General features: G+C 70.5%; 19 protein-coding genes and 1 pseudogene. 7 read left to right on the top strand and 13 right to left on the bottom strand.

Annotated elements, in window-relative coordinates; genetic code table 11:
- Nucleotides 1-11: 11 nt before the first annotated feature.
- From OG299_RS08815 to OG299_RS08800, 4 genes are all read right to left on the bottom strand, one after another.
- On the bottom strand, nt 12-269 hold the full coding sequence (locus OG299_RS08815; RefSeq protein ID WP_266634891.1) for a hypothetical protein: 258 nt from the start codon (nt 267-269) through the stop codon (nt 12-14).
- Complete coding sequence (locus OG299_RS08810) at nt 256-528, bottom strand: DUF6400 family protein (protein ID WP_030292833.1); 273 nt, start codon at nt 526-528, stop codon at nt 256-258. The genes OG299_RS08815 and OG299_RS08810 overlap by 14 nt, the downstream gene beginning before the upstream one ends.
- 146 nt (nt 529-674) lie before the next feature.
- Nucleotides 675-1,190, bottom strand: coding sequence for a nucleotide triphosphate diphosphatase NUDT15 (locus OG299_RS08805; protein WP_327361146.1), 516 nt, complete (start codon nt 1,188-1,190; stop codon nt 675-677).
- Nucleotides 1,190-1,852, bottom strand: coding sequence for a helix-turn-helix domain-containing protein (locus tag OG299_RS08800; RefSeq protein WP_266634896.1), 663 nt, complete (start codon nt 1,850-1,852; stop codon nt 1,190-1,192). Before OG299_RS08800 ends, OG299_RS08805 begins: the two co-directional genes overlap by 1 nt.
- 66 nt (nt 1,853-1,918) lie before the next feature.
- On the opposite strand from OG299_RS08800, the gene OG299_RS08795 reads away from it, so the two are divergent.
- Complete coding sequence (locus OG299_RS08795) at nt 1,919-2,962, top strand: NAD(P)/FAD-dependent oxidoreductase (RefSeq protein WP_327361145.1); 1,044 nt, start codon at nt 1,919-1,921, stop codon at nt 2,960-2,962.
- A 105-nt stretch (nt 2,963-3,067) separates the two neighbouring features.
- A complete protein-coding gene (locus OG299_RS08790; protein ID WP_327361144.1) occupies nt 3,068-4,468 on the top strand; it encodes an NAD(P)/FAD-dependent oxidoreductase in 1,401 nt (466 codons plus the stop codon).
- A 52-nt stretch (nt 4,469-4,520) separates the two neighbouring features.
- On the opposite strand, the pseudogene OG299_RS08785 reads toward OG299_RS08790, so the two are convergent.
- Nucleotides 4,521-4,679: pseudogene (locus OG299_RS08785) on the bottom strand (ATP-dependent DNA ligase); the annotation flags it as partial.
- Between the two features lie 67 nt (nt 4,680-4,746).
- On the opposite strand from OG299_RS08785, the gene OG299_RS08780 reads away from it, so the two are divergent.
- Together OG299_RS08780 and OG299_RS08775 are read left to right on the top strand one after the other, a co-directional pair.
- Nucleotides 4,747-5,673, top strand: a complete 927-nt coding sequence (locus OG299_RS08780; RefSeq protein ID WP_327361143.1) for a recombinase family protein — start codon at nt 4,747-4,749, stop codon at nt 5,671-5,673.
- Between the two features lie 409 nt (nt 5,674-6,082).
- Complete coding sequence (locus OG299_RS08775) at nt 6,083-6,253, top strand: hypothetical protein (protein WP_327361142.1); 171 nt, start codon at nt 6,083-6,085, stop codon at nt 6,251-6,253.
- A 115-nt stretch (nt 6,254-6,368) separates the two neighbouring features.
- Here the strand turns inward: OG299_RS08775 and OG299_RS08770 are convergent, their stop codons facing one another.
- The 8 genes from OG299_RS08770 to OG299_RS08735 form a co-directional block, all read right to left on the bottom strand.
- Nucleotides 6,369-6,833, bottom strand: coding sequence for a hypothetical protein (locus tag OG299_RS08770; RefSeq protein WP_327361141.1), 465 nt, complete (start codon nt 6,831-6,833; stop codon nt 6,369-6,371).
- Between the two features lie 132 nt (nt 6,834-6,965).
- Nucleotides 6,966-7,190 (bottom strand): DUF397 domain-containing protein, encoded by a 225-nt coding sequence (locus OG299_RS08765; RefSeq protein WP_327361140.1) that lies wholly within the window; start codon nt 7,188-7,190, stop codon nt 6,966-6,968.
- Between the two features lie 49 nt (nt 7,191-7,239).
- Complete coding sequence (locus tag OG299_RS08760) at nt 7,240-7,464, bottom strand: hypothetical protein (RefSeq protein WP_327361138.1); 225 nt, start codon at nt 7,462-7,464, stop codon at nt 7,240-7,242.
- Complete coding sequence (locus OG299_RS08755; protein WP_327361137.1) at nt 7,464-7,676, bottom strand: hypothetical protein; 213 nt, start codon at nt 7,674-7,676, stop codon at nt 7,464-7,466. Before OG299_RS08755 ends, OG299_RS08760 begins: the two co-directional genes overlap by 1 nt.
- A gap of 65 nt (nt 7,677-7,741) precedes the next feature.
- A complete protein-coding gene (locus OG299_RS08750) occupies nt 7,742-8,572 on the bottom strand; it encodes a helix-turn-helix domain-containing protein (protein WP_327361136.1) in 831 nt (276 codons plus the stop codon).
- A complete protein-coding gene (locus tag OG299_RS08745) occupies nt 8,569-9,090 on the bottom strand; it encodes a DUF6879 family protein (protein WP_327361135.1) in 522 nt (173 codons plus the stop codon). Before OG299_RS08745 ends, OG299_RS08750 begins: the two co-directional genes overlap by 4 nt.
- A complete protein-coding gene (locus OG299_RS08740) occupies nt 9,077-9,268 on the bottom strand; it encodes a hypothetical protein (RefSeq protein WP_327361134.1) in 192 nt (63 codons plus the stop codon). Before OG299_RS08740 ends, OG299_RS08745 begins: the two co-directional genes overlap by 14 nt.
- Before the next feature lie 109 nt (nt 9,269-9,377).
- Nucleotides 9,378-10,469, bottom strand: a complete 1,092-nt coding sequence (locus OG299_RS08735) for an ATP-dependent DNA ligase (protein WP_327361133.1) — start codon at nt 10,467-10,469, stop codon at nt 9,378-9,380.
- A 74-nt stretch (nt 10,470-10,543) separates the two neighbouring features.
- Here OG299_RS08735 and ligD point away from each other — a divergent pair, with 74 nt between their 5' ends.
- From ligD to OG299_RS08720, 3 genes are all read left to right on the top strand, one after another.
- A complete protein-coding gene (gene ligD, locus OG299_RS08730; RefSeq protein ID WP_266634904.1) occupies nt 10,544-11,593 on the top strand; it encodes a non-homologous end-joining DNA ligase in 1,050 nt (349 codons plus the stop codon).
- Between the two features lie 56 nt (nt 11,594-11,649).
- Nucleotides 11,650-12,444 (top strand): VOC family protein, encoded by a 795-nt coding sequence (locus tag OG299_RS08725; protein WP_327361132.1) that lies wholly within the window; start codon nt 11,650-11,652, stop codon nt 12,442-12,444.
- An 81-nt stretch (nt 12,445-12,525) separates the two neighbouring features.
- Complete coding sequence (locus tag OG299_RS08720) at nt 12,526-12,780, top strand: WhiB family transcriptional regulator (RefSeq protein ID WP_266634908.1); 255 nt, start codon at nt 12,526-12,528, stop codon at nt 12,778-12,780.
- Nucleotides 12,781-12,855 lie beyond the last annotated feature (75 nt).

Genomic DNA, 12,855 nt, shown 5'->3' with positions numbered 1-12,855 from the left:
GAACGCCCCGGTCAGAGCCCGGTGCGGCCGCTCGTGATGCGGTTCCACAGGGAACGGGTCGCGCCGAAACCGCTCTCGTGCACCCAGACGTGAGTGCAGGAAGGGCACTGCAGGTGCAGCAGGCTGCCGGTGTTGGACAGCAGGTAGCGCCAGTGGTCGGAGCACGTGCGCTGCTGCTCGCACGGGTCGCACCCGCGGCTGTCGTTGCAGCTCGGACAGCTGACCCACGCGCGGCGCCCGAGGTCCGCCTGCGGGTCAAGCGGCAGCATGGCCGCCCCCGCGCGAGGGCAGCACGCCGGCCGCGACCAGGTCGTCGTACACGCGCTGCTGCTCCTCGTCGAGGCCGGAGTACAGCAGGTCGTACGCCGCCTCCTCGCCGCGCAGTACCTCGATCGGGTCCCAGTCGGAGCCGAGGGCTTCCATGACCTGGGCCCGGCGGAGCACCTCCTGCGCGGTGAGGTCGACGGTGAAGTCGACCAGCGCCGGGGTACCCGGGCCGGTGGGGGGTGTGGGGTGGTGTGGGGCCATACGTCTGAACTTAGGTATGCCTTCTTTCCCGTGGCAAGAGGGGGTGGGAGATGTCACAGCAGGCCGGCGGCCCTCTGCGGGCGGGTCTGCGCCCTCGGGCCGTACGCCGCAGGGCCGTACGCCGCAGGGCCGTACGCCGCAGGGCCCTACGCCGTGGGGTCCTGCTCCGTCGGGTCCTGCTCCGTCGGGTAGTCGTACGACGGGACGGGCGGCAGGGTCGGCCCGAGCTCGGGGCGCCACGCGCGCAGGACCGCCGTCGAGGGGGCGTACAGGGCGTCCGGGATCCCGTCCGGGGCGAACCACTGCCAGCGCAGGATCTTGTGCGGCTCCGTGACCCGGGGGGTGCCCTCGGCGCGGGTGGTGACGGCCCCCGCGGTCAGACGGGTCACCCCGGCCTTCGGGGAGAGCTGGACGGTCAGGATCCGGACGTCCTCGGGAGCCACCCGCAGATCCGTCTCCTCGGCCAGTTCCCGGGCGGCGGCCTGCTCGAAGCTCTCCCCGGGGTCGACCTTCCCGCCGGGCAGCTCCCAGCGGCCGTCGTGCGCCTGCCCGAGGAGCACCCGGCCCTCGGCGTCGGCCACGACCAGCCCGACGCCGACGACGGCGTTGGGCTGCGGGACGGCCCGCGCGGGGCGTTCGGGCCGGTCGTTCGGCGTCGTCATCACTCTGCTCCGCTTTCCTGCTTCGGTGGGGTGGTGGGTCTGGCGCGTACGTGGATCCGCTCGCCCTGCGGTCCGAAGAGGCTCAGGAACTCGGCGGGCTGCGGACCCGCGTTGAAGAACGCGTGCGGGGTGCGGGTGTCGAACTCGGCGGCCTCCCCGGCGCCGAGCACGAGGTCGTGCTCGCCGAGCAGCAGCCGGACCTGCCCCGAGAGCACGTACAGCCACTCGTAGCCCTCGTGGACCTGCAGCTCCGGGTCGAGCGGCGGCCGGTCCAGGGGCGGCAGGATCTGCTTGAACGCGTGCACCCCGCCGAAATTCCGGCTGAGCGGCACGTACGTGCAGCCGTGCCGGACGAAGGGGCGCGGGCGGATCCGCGGATCGCCCGTCTCCGGCGCGCCGACCAGCTCGTCCAGCGCCACGCGGTGCGCCTTGGCCAGCGGAAGCAACAGCTCCAGAGTCGGCCGGCGCTGCCCGGACTCCAGCCGGGAGAGGGTGGAGAGCGAGATTCCGGTGGCCTCGGCGAGCTGGGCGAGGGTGCTCCCGCGCTGCAGGCGCAGGGCGCGCAGCCGTGGCCCGACGGCGGTCAGCACGTCCGCGAGTTCCTCGTCGTCCTGCTGCCGCCGGTCGTCCCGCTGCCGGTCCGGCTGCTCCTCGTTGGCCATGGCTCCATTTGCCGGTTCGGCAAGAGCATTTGTCAAGCGGGCGCCTGCGGCCGCACCCTCGCCGGTATGGACAACGCAACGGACGGCATCGGCATCGGCATCGACATCGGCATCGGCAGGGACCTGGCACCGAGCGGCTTCGACGTGGTGGTCGTGGGCGGCGGGACCGCCGGACTCGCCGGGGCGCTGACCCTGGCCCGGGCCCGCCGCTCGGTACTCGTGCTCGACTCCGGCAGCCCCCGCAACGCCCCCGCCGCCCACCTGCACGGATACCTGGGCCGGGACGGGGCGAGCCCGGCGGAGCTGCTGGCCGTGGGGCGGGCGGAGGTCGCCGGGTACGGCGGCGGGATCCGGTCCGGGGCGGCCGGCACCGCAATCGCGGCCGACCGGCTGCCCGCGGGCGGCTTCCTGGTCCGGTGCGCCGACGGGTCGGCGGTCCGGGCCGGCCGGCTGCTGATCGCCACCGGCCTGGTGGACGAGCTGCCGGAGATCGCGGGGCTCCGGGAGCGCTGGGGGCGGGACGTGCTGCACTGCCCGTACTGCCACGGCTGGGAGGTCCGGGACGAGCCGATCGCGGTGCTGGCCACCGGTCCGGTCGCCGTGCACCAGGCGCAGATGTGGCGGAACTGGAGCGACCGGGTCACCTTGCTGTCCCACACCTGGCCGCTCACCGGCGAGGACCGGGAGCTGCTGGCCGCCCTCGGTATCGCGGTGGCGGAGGGCGAGGTGACCGGCCTCGACATCGCCGACGGCCGGCTGGCCGGGGTGGCCCTGGCCGGCGGAGGGGCCGTGGCGTGCACGGCCCTCGTGGTGGGGCCGCGGTTCACCGCCCGCGCCGGGGTGGCGGCGAGTCTGGGACTGCCCGTCGCCACCGTGGAGCGGGCCGGGGTGGCGATCGGCACCTGCCTGGAAGCGGATCCGGCGACCGGGGCCACCGCGCTGCGGGGCGTCTGGGCCGCCGGGAACGTGGCCGGCCCGATGGACCAGCTGGCCGGGGCGGCCGCGGCCGGGGTGCGTGCGGCCGTGGCGATCAACACCGACCTGATCGAGGAGGAGACCCGTCGGGCCCTCGAGGCCCACCGCGCGGGCCGGAGCGCGGGCGAGGCATAGCGCATCGGACAGGTGTGCGGGTTTCGGTCAGGGCCCGCCCGTGCAAGCTCTGAGCGGTCTGATCTTCGTACCGTTTCATCGGCTCAGAGGCTCGGGGGGCACGCAATGGCACATGTGCTGGTCATCGGCGGAGGTGTCGGAGGGCTGGCGACCGCGTTGCTCGCGGCGCGGCACGGACACACCGCCGAACTGTTCGAACGGGACACGCGCGCCCCCGGCGCCGCACTCGAGCGGGACTTCTTCGGCTGGCACCGGCCCGGAGTCCCGCAGGCCACCCAGCCGCACGCCCTGCTCGGCGCGGCCCGCACCGTGCTGCGGGAGGAACTGCCCGACGTCCACGCGGAGATGCTGCGGCTCGGCGCCCGCGAACGGCACGAGCTGGACTGGTTCGAGGTACGCCCGCCGGCGCGGCCCGGCGACGAGGACCTCGTGATGCTGCAGGCCCGGCGCATCGTCCTGGAGAGCGCGCTCGCCACGGCCCTGCGCGCCGAACCGGGGGCCGTCATGCACCACGGGGAGCCCGTGACCGGACTGACCACCACGACCGGGCCCGGGGCCTGCGGGGTGCGCGTGACGGGCGTGACCACGCAGGACGGTGCGTACGCGGCGGACCTCGTCGTGGACGCGGGCGGGCGGCGCGGCGGGGTCGAGCGGCTGCTGGCCGCGGCGGGCTGCCGCCCGGCGGTCGTGGAACGCCACCGTACGGGGCTGGCGTACTTCTGCCGCTGGTACCGGCTGCCCGAGGGGCTCGAGGAAGGGCCGCGCCGGCCCTGGGCGGTGACCGGCGGCACCTTCGCCGGGTGCGCGGTGTTCCCGGCCGACAACCGGGTGTTCGCCGTGACGCTGTTCGTCCACACCCGGGACACCACCCGCTCGGCGCTGCGCGACCCCGCCGTCTTCGAGGCCGCCGCCCGGGCCTTCCCGCCCGGTGCGGCCTGGCTGGACCTGGGCGCCGAACCGCTGTCCGGCGTGTTGGCCACGGCGAGCCTGGACAACCGGTGGAGCGCGCTCGTCGACGAGCAGGGGCCGGTGGCGACCGGACTCGTGCCGGTCGGGGACGCGATCACGCACACCAACCCGACGCTCGGGCAGGGCACCTCGCTCGCGCTGTGGGCCGCCCGCAGGGTGGCCCGTACGGCGCACCGGGACCCGGGATCGGCGTCGTTCGCCGCCGAGTACCACGCGTGGGCCGTGCGCACCCTGAAGCCGTGGTTCGACTTCCAGGTGGTGGCCGACGCGGCCATCGGCGAGCGGTTCGCGACCCGGGCCGGGCGGTCGGGGACGGCCCGTGAGGTGGCCGCGCTGTTCGAGTGCGCCCTGGAGGACCCCGAGGTGATGCGGGCCCGGGCGCGGGTCCGGCACCTGGCCGAGCCGCCGGAGCGGGCGTACGCGGACCCGGAGGTCCGGGCCCGGGTGGCGCGCTGGCTGGCCGACCGGCCGGACTACGCACCGCACCTGGTGGGCCCGGACCGGGAGGAGTGGGCGAAGCTCACGGCGGGCTCCTGACGGCGGGCTCCCGACGGCGGGGTGCCTCCGGCGCCCGGCCGGGGGAGGCCGCCTACGCGTCGGCGGTCGGGCCGAGGACCTCGGCGAGGTCGTAGCCGACGACCTCCTCGAGCTGGGCGTACGTACAGCTCTCCGGTGCCCGGTCGGGCCGCCAGCGGCGGAACTGGGCGGTGTGCCGGAAGCGGTCGCCCTCCATGTGGTCGTACGCCACCGCGTACCGGCCCCCTTCCAACGGCTCTCGACAGGCGAGGGCCGGGGCATGGAGGGAAGATCCGCACATGGACCAGGTACGTCTACTGGGGGCGCTGCGCGAGTCGAAGGGTCGGGACTGGTCCGACTCCTTCGACGGCCAGGAGAAGGACGTCGAGGGCGTAGCCGCGAGGCATCGCGGGGTCCTGGTGGAGATCGCCCGTGACCGGGACGTATCCGGCCGGGAAGTCCACCTCTTCAAGCGCCCCGCTCTCGGGCCCTGGCTAAAGAAGCCGGACCTGTACGACGGCATCGCCGTCCAGAAGATCGACCGACTCACCCGCCGCCCCGTAGACATCTACCTGTTCTTCGAGTGGTGCAAGGAGAACGGCAAGTTCCTCGTCTCGGCTGACGGAGTGGACACCCGAACCAGGGCGGGTAAGGCTCATGCCGAGCTGCTCGCCATGGTCGGTGGGTGGGAGTGGGAAGCGATCCAGCCGCGAAACCGGGACTCTCGGGCGCGCGCTCGGGAGGCTGGCCGCTGGCACGGCGGAACGGTTCCGTACGGCTACCGAATCACGGGCGGCAAGGGCAACTGGCGGCTCGTACCAGACACGGTGCCGCTCTTCTCGACCGTTGCCGACCGTAGGACTTGGTCCCCCGTAGATGTCCTTCATTGGATGATCGAGACGTTCCTCTTCGGAGAGGACGGGACCGGCGGTTGGTCGTACCTGCGGATCGCCGCATGGCTAGACCTCCATGTGCCCACGTCTACAGGTAGGGGGCAGTGGAATCACCGCACGGTGAAGAACATGCTCCGTTCGGGCGCGAACCTCCTTGGCGAAGACAGCCACGGCAACAGTCGGGCTAAGCCGCTCATCACGATGGGCCTCTTTCAGCAGGTGCAGCGCGAGATGGACGCGCGGGCGCGAACCATTAAGCCGCCACGAGCTAACGCTAACCTGCACCAGACCCGTTGTGATCGGACAGCGCTGCTTCCTCAACATGCTGACTGATCAGGGCTGTTGTCATACTCCGTGCGGGCGTAGTAGCTTGTAAACGCTCTTGTGATACCGCTCGAACCATGTGCTAGTCGGCGTCTCGCCGTGTCGGCATGCAAGAGGGTTGATCAAGATCGCGTAGCAACAAGCCTAGAAGCAAGACTTCATCCGGAGTGCACTTCCACTGCCTCCGGATAGCCGTGGTGGTGAGACACCACATCAGCCCGCACCATTTACATCTGAGACATTCAAGGTCATCACGACCTCAACGAACACCACTCGCCGACCTGGCGGGGGGCGCAGCTGGCGGGCGGCTGTGTTTTCTGACAGACACTTCCGTCTGTCTTCGTTGAGGTTTCCGTGCCCTGGCACGCCCTCTCGAAGGCGACGGCCTTACCGTCCTGGAGGGGCGATGTGGGCCGTTATGCAGGAACTCGCCATTACTGGGCCGAACGTGATGCTTGCGTTCTTCGCCCTCTTGGTTTTCATGTTCCTGGCTGCGCTAGTGATCGCGCTGCGTAACGCGGAACCTGGCCATCGACCGGAGATCATCCGAGCGTTGGCTGAGCTCATGGCGTTCTGGAAGCGACGATGACGGCTTCCCTGTAGTGAGGCGACCTCCCCGTAACGTTACGGGGAGGCTCTACTTCGAGTTGGCCTCTCCCCACTCGATCGGAGGAGGGACTGCCTGAGCCGTTCCGGAACGAGCCCTAACTCAGTGGGCAGAGCAACCCTGGTTCGGCGCGGTTCGGGGAGCAGGTCACCACGGCTACGGAATGGAACACGGTGCCGCTGAGGTAGTGGCCGAGGGATACGTCGCCACCCCACGTCAGCCGCTCCACAGCGGCTCCCACCAGGACCACGAGGCGGGTCACGTCGCGCTCTGCCTCGGCAGCGCATCTTGGTGCGAACTCTGCGAGTTGGAGGCTTAGCCATTCGCCGGCCTCCTTCGGCTCCTCCCACGTCCCTCGGATCGTCGAGGGCGGCTTCATCAGCCAGTGCGCCGTCTGGATCGGCGGCATGCCACTCACGGGGAACTCGGCAACGGCCTGCCGGTACCGGTCGATGACCTCTTGCGGACTGCCAACGGTCGGAGGCCCACCCGGAGGGCGGCGGACGCCTTCCTTGTCGAAGTCCTGCTTCTCTCCGAGCCATGCGTAGCCGTGGTGGTGCACCGGTGCTCCAAGCTCTGGGCGTTGCCCGTCGTGCGTTCCGAGAGATGGCGACGGCCCCACCCGTCGGCGAAGAGGGCAGGGCCGTCAGTTCAGGTGGTGCCGTGGATCAGCGCCGTCCGACAGGCGGCGCGACTAGGCGGAGAGATCGAACCGCGCGGGGTCGATGCCCGCCGCGTCCAGTTCCGCCGTGGTGAAGCGCAGCGGCTCCGCGTCCGGCCGCTTGCTGTCACCCATGGCCCACGCGTCCGGGCCGATCTTGGCGAGCGTCACGCACGCCTCGCCGTCCGGGTGAGTGTTGCCACCGCACGCCTTCGAGAACGCGGCCGTGTCGATGTTGAGCGCGTACAGGTCGGTCATCGTTGCCCTTCCTGATCTGCTGACGGCCCCGTAAGGCCGTCTCCCGCCCCTAGTGAGCGGAAGTCTTCGTAAGCCTCAGGGCCTCGGCTATCTGCTCCACCACGTCGGCCGGGAGCATCCCCAGGTGGACGTACGGCAGGCCGTTGAACGTCACCGTGGGGCGCATTCCGGTCCACATGTCCTCAGGGATGCCGAGAGCCCCGAGGGCCGCGCGGAGGGATTCGAGTGCGTCAGTGGCCCGTGCGTGGCCGTCCCGCCATACCTGCATCTCCATCAGGCGGCCACGGTCTGCGTCGTCGGGCACTCGTTGTGCCGGTAGACGACGGCGGGCGCACCCGACGTGCGGTCAACGGCTCCCCGGCGGACAGGGTCGAGCGGCTTGACCGTACGGGAGCAGGCCGAGCACTTGTGGCCGGGCGCGTAGGTCAGGTACTCCCACTCGTCCCGGTCAAGCGTCGGGGCCTCTGCCTTTTTCGCCCTTGCCATGTCGTACCCCTCGCGGTCGCCTTCGCTGCGTTGGCAGCAATAGTGACCAGGGGAGATTGGCGTTCCTAGCCTGTTTCCTGTTCCGTCAAGAATCCGTCTCGGAGGCTCTCGACGAGGCTCCGCATTCCGTCGCCCGACAGGGCCGAGTTCTCGAATCCTTCGAACTTGCGGACGTACATTTCAACGTCCCGAGGGTCGGTTACGACTATCTCGGCATGCACGGTTTCGACGGTCACCATCCGGTCGTCGCGGATGACGAAGGCGTGGTTCGCGATGTCGGTCTGTGGGGCGGAAAGCGGTACGACGCTGATGTCTACGTGAGCCAAGCGGGACACGGAGACGATCCGGTCGAGCTGTGCGGCCATCATCTGCGGCGAGACGATCCGCCACCGAAGCACGGGTTCGGTGATGACGAAGCGGAGCTTCTTCGTGCTGTCGAAGAGGACGGCTTGCCGCTCAAGCCTTCCGCTGATGGTGCGGGTGAGGGCGTCTCCGCTCAGGTTGTGGCGCTGAAGGATGGCCCGGATGTACTCGGGTGTCTGGAGCAGTCCGGGGACCAGGGCGGGCTGGAAGAGCCTGAGCGTGGCCATTTGGGCTTCTAGGGCCTTCGCGGCCTGCTGGCCCTTGTGAATGCCGGCTCGCTTGAGGAGGCGCCACGCGGTGGCCTCCGTGGTGGCTGCGCGGGCGGCTTCCGTGTATTCAGCCTTGATGGCGTCCGAGACACCTATGGCGGTGAGGATGCGTTCCACGTCCGTGGCGCTCGGGAGGAGGTTCGCGTTCTCGATCTTGGACAGCTTGGACGGGGACATGAGGGCGCTACGGGCGACCGCTTTGGCTTCCTTCCCGGATGCCTCTCGCAGTGCCCGCAGCGCGGCCCCAAGCTGTGCTTTGTTCACTGGCCGTACTTGGCCCACCAGTCGATGAACGGCTCCGCGTGGGCGAGAGCCAGTTCCCTGTAGCCGACGAACCGGTCAGCTTCGGTCGCGGGGAGCACCTGCGCTCCCTGGTAGGCGCCGTGGTCGTCGTAGCCCATGACGGCCGTGTCCGTGGAGTCGAAGAGCCAGAAGTCCGGGACGCCTTCGAGCGGGTTGGGAGCGTCCGTCACGTCGAGGATGAAGAACTCTTCCCCGCCGGTCATGTTCGTCCGGTAGCCCCATCCCAGCTCGAAGCGGAGGTACTCCGTGAGGGGTCGCTTGAGGACGTGCACGCGGTACACGCGCTTGCCCTCGTGGGCCAGGCCGCGCAGCTCCGCGACCCATCCGGCGTTATAGCCCTCGGGCTGCGGCTGACCGGCCTGAAAGGCCCGGTAGGCGTCCACGTTCCCCGAGCCGCTGTAGTCGTCCAGGGTCTCCAGGCGGAACGCCTCGTGCCGGAACCGCTCGAAGAGTTCGGCGAGGGTGCTAGATGAGGCCATCGGCGATGGCCTTCTTGATCAGCTCGACAGGGATCTCGACGAGGGTTTCGTGAGCGGGAATCTTGAGGCCGTGGTCAGTCGGCGTTTCCCCCTGGACGAGGAACGTGCCCCTGTCGGTCGCGTAGATCGTCGGGCAGTCCTTGAGGTCACAGGTGCTGATCAGCTTGGTCACCTTCATGGCTTCCGGTTCCCCTCTCCCGTGCGGCGGAGTGCCGCGTTCGATGCTCCCGAGCCAGTGACCCCAGGGTCAAGCGATCACGGTTGAGAGAACGGGAAACCGGCCGTGTCTACGTGCCCTTGATGCCCAACACCTCGTCCAGGTCGTAGCCCACCACTTCCTCGAGTTGGTCGTAGGTGCAGCTCTCCGGGGTCCGGTCGGGGCGCCATCGGCGCCACCGGGCCGTGTGCCGGAACCTTCCTCCTTCGCCACCGTCTACGCTGTTGGTAAGGGTGTCGTACGCCACCTCGCAGACGCGCTCGGGGCTCAGCGGCACCCAGGAGAGATCCTTCTTGCCGGTCCAGCGGCTCTGCGCGCCGGGCAGCCGGGCGCTCTCGTGGGCGGACTCCTCGGCCCAGGCGGCCCACGGATGGCCGGTGGTGTCGGCCATCCGCAGCGGTGCGAGCTCGTCCACCAGCTCGGCGCGGCGCTTCATGGGGAAGGCGGCGCAGACCCCCACGTGCTGGAGGGCGCCGTGGGCGTCGTACAGGCCCAGGAGCAGCGATCCGACGATCGGACCGCTCTTGTGGAAACGGAATCCTGCGATGACGGCGTCGGCCGTACGCTCGTGCTTGATCTTGAACATGAGACGGGCATCGGGCCGGTAGGGCAGATCGAGCGGTTTGGCGACCACCCCGTCGAGCCCGGCGCCCTCGAACCGCTCGAACCACTCCTGCGCGAGCGCGGGGTCGGTGGTCGCGGGCGCGAGATGAACGGGGGGCCGAGCGGTGGACAGGGCGTCGGTGAGGGCGGTGCGGCGGTCGGCGAGCGGGGTCTCGAGGAGCGCCTCGTCGCCGAGCGCGAGCAGATCGAAGGCGACGAAGCTGGCGGGGGTCTTCTGCGCCAGCATGTCGACGCGGGACTGCGCGGGATGGATCCGCTCGGTCAGCCGGTCGAAGTCGAGCCGCCCGCCGTGAACGATGACGATCTCGCCGTCCACCACGCAGCGGGGCGGCAGGTTGTCCTTCAGCGCGGTCACCAGCTCGGGAAAGTACCGGGTCAGGGTCTTGCCGGTGCGGCTGCCGATCTCCACCTCGTCGCCGTCGCGGTGCACGATGGCCCGGAAGCCGTCCCACTTCGCCTCGTACTGCATGCCCGGCGGGATCTTGGCCACCGACTTGGCGAGCATCGGCTTCACGGGCGGCATCACGGGCAGATCCATGCCTAGATTCTGCGGCGGTACACCCCGATCCGCCCGGTATGCACACCTGGCCGGGTCCGCCTACCGTGGCGCACATGGGTGCATCCGGTAATGCGATCGAGCTGGACGCGGGCGGGCGGACGGTGCGGCTGTCCAGCCCGGACAAGGTGTACTTCCCCGAGCGGGGCCTGACGAAGCTGGACGTGGCGCAGTACTACCTGGCCGTGGGCGACGGGATCACCCGCGCCCTGCGCAACCGGCCCACCACCCTGGAGCGCTACCCCGAAGGCGTGGAGGGCGAGTCCTTCTTCCAGAAGCGCGCCCCGAAGAACCTGCCCGACTGGATCCCGACCGCCCACATCGAATTCCCCTCCGGGCGGACGGCCGACGAGATCTGCCCGACCGAGCCCGCCGCCGTGCTGTGGGCCGCCAACCTGGGCTGCCTGACCTTCCACCCCTGGCCGGTGCGCCGCGAGGACACCGACCGGCCCGACGAGCTGCGCATCGACCTGGACCCGCAGCCGGGCACCGACTACCACCACGCGGTGATCTGCGCCCACGAGCTGCGCGACGTACTGGAGGACCTGGGCCTGCGCGGCTGGCCGAAGACCTCGGGCGGGCGCGGTCTGCACGTCTTCGTCCCGATCGAGCCCCGCTGGACCTTCACCGAGGTCCGGCGCTGCGCGATCGCGATCGGCCGCGAGCTGGAACAGCGCATGCCCGGGAAGGTGACCACGGCGTGGTGGAAGGAGGAGCGCGGCGAGCGGATCTTCGTCGACTACAACCAGACCGCCCGCGACCGCACCATCGCCTCCGCCTACTCCGTGCGCCCGCGCCCGCACGCCCCGGTCTCGGCCCCGCTGCGCTGGGACGAGATCGACTCCGCCGAGCCCCGCGACTTCGACATCACCACCATGCCCGCGCGCTACGCCGAACTCGGCGACCTGCACGCGGACATGGACGACCACGCCTTCACCCTGGACGCGGCCCTCGAACTGGCCGACCGCCACGAACACGACCACGGCCTGGGTGACATGCCGTACCCGCCGGACTACCCGAAGATGCCGGGCGAACCGAAGCGCGTCCAGCCGAGCCGCGCGAAGCACGAAGACGCGAAGCACAAGGACGCGAAGCACGAGGACTGAGCGCGCTGTCAGTGGCGGGTGCCATGCTCGTAGGGAGGACGGAAGGAGTACGGGTCATGCTCACGACGGACTACAAAGACGGCTCCCCGAACTGGGTCGACCTCGGCACGCCCAACCTCGACGGCGCCGCCGGGTTCTACACCGGACTGTTCGGCTGGGACTTCCGGCCGGGCGGCGAGGAAGCCGGCGGATACGCGATGTTCCACCTCGGCGGAAAGACGGTGGCGGGCGGCATGGCCGTCGCGCCCGAGGAGGTCCGCTCGGCCTGGACGCTGTACTTCCAGAGCTCCGACGCGGAGGCCACTGCGGCCGCTGTGGTCAAGGCGGGCGGTACGGTCGCGGTCGAACCCAGGGACGTCATGGGCCTCGGCCGGATGGCGATCTTCGCCGACCCGGCGGGGGTCACGTTCTCGATCTGGCAGCCGGGCAGGATCGCCGGCCTGGGCGCGGTGACCGACGTCGGCACCCTGTGCTGGACCGAGCTCTACACGGGGGACGTGCAGGCGGCCGCGGCCTTCTACGGCGCGGTCTTCGGCTGGGAGATCAGCGAGATGCCCTTCGAAGGCGGCTCGTACACCGTGGTCAAGGCGGCGGGCACGCCCGACGAGGCGGCCTTCGGCGGCCTGGTCCCGATCGGCTCGGACCCGGTGGAGGATGCCGAACGCCCCTACTGGACCCCGTACTTCGAGGTCGCGGACTGCGATGTGACGGCGGCCGAGGCCGAGGAGTCGGGCGGCAAGGTCCGGCTGTCGCCGGTGTTCATGGAGGGCGTCGGCCGCTTCGCGAAGCTGGCGGACCCGTACGGTGCGCGGTTCGCGGTCATAGCCAGCGCTCCCGCGGCGGGAGCCTGAGGCGCCGCTGCGGTCGGGGAGCGGGCCGGTGTTGATCAGGCGTTGATCGGACGTCCATCGACGGCGGTGAGTATCTCCGGCATGTCGATGAACACCGCTACCGCCACCACTGCCACCACCGCGCCCGCCTGGTACGACCTCGCCCTCTGCGCCCAGACGGGCCCGGGCTTCTTCTTCCCGGAGCCCGGCTCGTCCCTGCGGGACGCGAAGCGGCTGTGCGGGGCGTGTGAGGGCCGCGTGGCATGCCTGGAGTACGCCCTGGCCAACGACGAGCGCTTCGGCGTCTGGGGCGGCCTCTCGGAGTCGGAGCGCCTCGCCCTGCGCACGCGAAGCTGAGCGGGCCCGAAGGCTGCGCAAGCCCGAAAGCTGAGCGGGTCCGAAGGCTGCGCGGGCTTGACGGCTGCGCAACGC

The organism is Streptomyces sp. NBC_01296 (genome assembly GCF_035984415.1).
Lineage (GTDB): Bacteria > Actinomycetota > Actinomycetes > Streptomycetales > Streptomycetaceae > Streptomyces.
The sequence above is the reverse complement of the archived record's forward strand: the minus strand, read 5'-3'. Positions and strand labels throughout refer to the sequence as shown.